The sequence below is a fragment of the Methylophaga sp. UBA1464 genome, from assembly GCF_002325665.1.
Lineage (GTDB): Bacteria > Pseudomonadota > Gammaproteobacteria > Nitrosococcales > Methylophagaceae > Methylophaga.
This window is the reverse complement of the sequence record NZ_DCSO01000084.1, coordinates 426-5,485: the sequence shown is the minus strand read 5'-3', so window position 1 is coordinate 5,485 and position 5,060 is coordinate 426. Positions and strand designations below refer to the sequence as shown.

At 48.4% G+C, this 5,060-nt stretch carries 4 protein-coding genes and 1 pseudogene; all 5 read right to left on the bottom strand.

The genetic code is table 11. The features are described 5' to 3' along the window. The coding region (gene recG / locus B3O33_RS10585; protein ID WP_292363561.1) for an ATP-dependent DNA helicase RecG at window positions 1–1,869 on the bottom strand (1,869 nt) is incomplete at its 3' end. 25 nt (window positions 1,870–1,894) lie between these two features. After that, complete coding sequence (locus B3O33_RS10580; RefSeq protein WP_292363560.1) at window positions 1,895–2,281, bottom strand: RidA family protein; 387 nt, start codon at window positions 2,279–2,281, stop codon at window positions 1,895–1,897. Window positions 2,282–2,324: 43 nt separating this feature from the next. After that, window positions 2,325–4,445, bottom strand: a complete 2,121-nt coding sequence (locus B3O33_RS10575) for a RelA/SpoT family protein (protein WP_339612385.1) — start codon at window positions 4,443–4,445, stop codon at window positions 2,325–2,327. 44 nt (window positions 4,446–4,489) lie between these two features. Beyond that, window positions 4,490–4,750 carry a DNA-directed RNA polymerase subunit omega gene (gene rpoZ, locus B3O33_RS10570; protein ID WP_292362229.1) on the bottom strand — a complete coding sequence of 87 codons (261 nt, stop codon included), beginning with the start codon at window positions 4,748–4,750 and terminating at the stop codon, window positions 4,490–4,492. Window positions 4,751–4,800: 50 nt separating this feature from the next. Then, a pseudogene (locus B3O33_RS10565) lies at window positions 4,801–5,060 on the bottom strand (guanylate kinase); the annotation flags it as partial.

Genomic DNA, 5,060 nt, shown 5'->3' with positions numbered 1-5,060 from the left:
GGCAATCACAAAGCCATCATTACTCTCGCGCAAACAAGCCAGCCGGGCCAGACCATTTTCGGAAAGCGGCGGATGATACATCAGCACACAATGACTCTGTACCGTACCGCGTCCTACCCTTCCACGTAACTGATGTAATTGAGCCAGACCAAGCCGTTCGGCATTTTCAATCACCATCAAACTGGCATTGGGCACATCCACGCCGACTTCAATCACCGTAGTCGCCACCAGCAGATCAATTTCACCCTGTTTGAAGGACTGCATCACTCGCTCTTTATCTGCCGATTTCATCCGTCCATGTACCAGCGCAATACGCAGATCAGGTAATGCCTGCTGCAATTGCTCAGCGGTATCTTCTGCTGCCTGACATTGTAAATGCTCAGACTCTTCAATCAAGGTGCACACCCAATAAACCTGACGTTTTTGCTGACAGGCGACATGGATTCGTTCAATCACTTCCTGACGCCGATTGTCGGCGACTACCACCGTAGTCACCGGTTGCCTGCCGGGAGGTAACTCATCAATAACGGATACATTTAAATCGGCATACGCTGTCATCGCTAAGGTGCGGGGAATCGGCGTAGCGGTCATCACCAGTTGGTGTGGCAGAATATCCACCGCTTTGCCTTTATCCCGTAAGGCCATGCGCTGATGCACCCCAAACCGATGCTGTTCCTCAATAATCACCAGACCCAGTTTATTAAACGTCACCTCATCCTGAAATAACGCATGGGTGCCCACAGCAATGTTGATTTCACCTTCAGCCAGTGCGGCGATAACCTGTCGACGCTGCGCTGCTGTTTGTTTACCGGCACACCACCCGACCTGAATACCTAACGGCTCAAGCCAGTTACGAAATGTCTGATAATGCTGTTCGGCTAATAATTCTGTGGGCGCCATCATCACCGCCTGATAACCACTGGAAACAGCCATTAATGCGGATAAAGCGGCCACCACGGTTTTGCCGGATCCGACATCGCCCTGCATCAGTCGCTGCATCGGCATAGTCTGTTGAAGATCTTCACGGATCTCTCTGATAACACGTTGTTGAGCGCCGGTTAATGGAAACGGCAGCTCTTGTAAAAACTTTTTACTGAACAGATCAGCATTAAACATGGGTGCCTGATGTTGCTGAGTACGATAGCGAATCTGCCGCATGCTGAGTTGTTGGGCCAGCAATTCTTCAAATGCCAATCGTTTCTGGGCAGGATGCTCACGGGAGATTAACTGACTGACATCACAATCCGGCGGAGGTAAATGCACAAATTTCAAGGCTTGCGTCAGATCAAAATGTGCAACGCGCGGATCCAGTAAAGCTTCAGGCAAGTAAGCCGGCATGGTTTGCTGATCCAGCAGATTCAGGGCCTGAGTTAATAATTTACGCCAGGATAGCTGGTGTAAACCTTCAGTCGTTGGATAAACTGGGGTTAAGGCTTCTTCGACAGCAAACGGTGCATCACCCTGAATTAACTGATATTCGGGATGCACCATTTCCAAAGCTGACGGGCCACTGCGTATTTCACCAAAACAGCGAATTCGCTGACCTTTTGCTAATTGCTGTTGCTGGCTTTTGGAGAAATGAAAAAAGCGTAATACCAAAGCACCAGTGCCATCGCTGACGTGACAAAGCAATGATCTACGCCGTCCAAATTTAACCTGACTGAGCTGGATAACCCCTTCAACCAGTTTTTCCTGTTGTGGCCGTAAACTGCCGATAGGCATTAACCGGGTTCGATCCTGATAGCGTAAAGGCAGATGAAACAGCAAATCCTGAATCTGGCGGATCCCCAGTTTTTCAAGCTTCTCGGCGAGTTTTTCACCCACGCCTTTCAGCGATGTGACCGGATCGGCAATGGCCAGCTCAGTCACTTGTTACGGTCACTAAATATCGACGTTATGCGCCAAGATGCAGAATAGCATCCATTTCAACAGGTACGTCTTTTGGGAGAGACGCGACACCAATCGCTGCACGTGCTGGATATGGTTGTTGAAAGTAGTCAGCCATGATTTCGTTGACGGTGCCGAAATGCGCCAGATCGGTCAGATAAATATTCAGTTTGACGACGTCTTGTAACCTTCCGCCCGCCGCGGCTGCAACAGCAGATAAATTATCAAACACCCGACGCACTTGTGTAGCGAAATCACCTTCAATAACCGTCATGGTTTCCGGCACTAAGGGAATTTGACCGGACAAGTAAACAACATCGCCAACTTTGACTGCTTGTGAATAAGTTCCAATCGCTTCTGGCGCGTTGCTGGTGTGAATGATTTCTCGGGACATAAAAACTCCGGCTAAGTCGTCTTAAAACGACAGATTAAACAAATCAGTTATTAATACGGTTAATGCGTTCGACCATTTCCAGTTGGCGTAAACGACGGATAATGCGGGCTAAATGCTGACGATTAGTGACTTCAATGGTTAGCCGCAGATGGGTAAATCCACCGTCGCGTTCGTCAACCATGACATTATCAATATTGGACTCAGCCTCTGAAATCACCGATGCAATGGTCGCCAGTGCACCACGTTGATTGCGTAAATGCATCATCAAATCCACCGGAAAATCACGGTTAATTTCTTTGGCCCAGGCGACATCCAGCCATTTTTCATTCTGCTCACGTAAATGCGTAGTGTTTTTGCAGCTGCGCTGGTGAATGATAATGCCACGACCTGCACTGACAAAACCGTGAATCGGATCACCCGGGATCGGATGACAGCAGCGGGCAAAATTCACCACCATGCCTTCCGTACCGGCAATCAACAACGCCTGTGGTTCTTTATTCGGTGTTTCTTCCTGCAGCAGCTTTTGTGCAACCAGTAAGGCGGATATATTCCCCAGCCCAAGATCGCTTAATAATTTATCAAAATTATCCAGCTCATATTCTTTCAATAAAGCATTAATACGTTTGATTGGAATATTTTCCAGTGCAGTGGAAAACGCTGTCAGGTGTTTGTTCAGAAGACGCTGCCCAAGCTGAATCGCCTCTTCACCCTGCAGATGTTTCAGATAGTTGCGAATATTGGTGCGCGCTTTAGGGGTCACCACAAAATTCAGCCAGGCCGGATTCGGGTGTGACGTCGGAGAAGTGATTATCTCGACAGATTGTCCGGTTTCCAGTTGCGAGCTTAATGGCACCAGATGACGACCCACCCGAGCAGCAACACAGCTGTTACCCACATCAGAATGTACGGCATAAGCAAAATCGACGGCTGTAGAACCGCGAGGCAACGTTAAAATCTCACCTCTTGGAGTGGAAACATAAATCTCATCCGGGAATAAATCGATACGCAGATTTTCCAGAAATTCCATCGAATCGCCAGAACCTTTCTGCATTTCCAGAATGCCTTGCAACCACTGTCGGGCTTTACGATGCGCCAGGGTATTGCCGGCGGCCTCACCCGATTTATAAAGCCAATGAGCAGCCACCCCGGCTTCTGCCAATTGATCCATATCACGGGACCGTATCTGCACTTCTATCGGCACCCCATAAGGACCAAACAATACGGTATGCAATGATTGATAGCCATTGGCTTTGGGAATCGCAATATAATCTTTGAACTTGCCCTGCACCGGTTTGTACAGGTTATGTACTACGCCAAGCATGCGATAGCAGGCATCCACATCATCAACAATGATACGGAAAGCATAGACGTCCATGACTTCTGAAAACGACAGCTGTTTGCTGACCATTTTCTTGTAAATACTGTAAAGATTTTTCTCGCGGCCCTGAATATCGGCACTGAGACCTTCCTGTTCCATTCGGTTAAGAATAGATGCGGTAATCTGACTGACGATTTCCTTACGATTACCGCGTGCTTTACGGATAGCATCGCCCAATACACGATATCGAATCGGATACAGCACATGGAAGCCCAGATCTTCCAGTTCACAGCGCATCAGATTCATTCCCAATCGCTGGGCTATCGGGGCATAAATTTCTAAGGTTTCATTGGCAATCCGGCGACGTTTTTCCGGTCGCAAATGACCCAGCGTACGCATATTGTGCAGCCGGTCAGCCAGTTTGACGATGATAACCCGGATATCCCGCGACATCGCCAGCAACATTTTTCGCAGATTTTCTGCCTGAGCGTGTTGGCGGGTTTCAAATGCGGCCTGCGCCAGTTTGGTCACACCCTCGACCAGTTCAGCAACCGGCTCACCAAACTCGGCAATGACATCACGCTTAGACATTTCCGTGTCTTCAATAACATCATGTAGCAAACCGGCCATGATGCATTCATAATCCATATGCATCATTGCCAGAACATGCGCAACTGCCAGGGGATGGGTGATATAACGCTCACCACTGCGTCGGGTCTGCCCTTCATGACATTGTTCGGCAAAATGATAAGCTCGCCGGATGGACTCGACCTGATTATTTTCTAAATAATTGGAGGTCGCAAAACACAGATCATCTATCGTGAGCTTAGGCTCAGACTCCTGAATGAAGTCGAGCTCAGAGGCAACAGAAGGTTTTGCGCTCACAATACTTAAATTTCGCTTTGCAGCTCTTCGTCGCTGACAATGCTTTCTTCAGCATGCTGACGAGCTGAGGTTTTGGTTAATATCGTGCGGTCAACCAAACCGGCTGCAATTTCACGCAACGCCAGAACGGTTGGCTTGTCGTTGTCGACTGGCACCATTGCATCATCACCCATGGCAATTTGGCGAGCGCGTTTTGCGGCGACCAAAACCAGCTGGAAGCGGTTATCTACGTTTTCGAGGCAATCTTCTACTGTGGTACGTGCCATGATAATTTGTCCTGTGGTTAAAACATGTAATTTTACGAGAGATGCGCCGCTTAAGCCAGCAAGTCAGCCAATAAGGTACTGTAGTTTGACTGCTGAACAGCCAGTTTGTGCCGACTGGCAACGATAATCGCAGTCAGGCTGGCAAGTGCATGATCAAAGTCATCATTCACGATCAGATAATCAAATTCGACATAATGTGACATTTCGCTCTCAGCATCCCGCATTCTGCGCGAAATTGTCGCTTCATCATCCTGACCACGACCTCTTAAACGTTGTTCAAGCGCTTGTTTGGAGGGTGGCAAAATAAAAC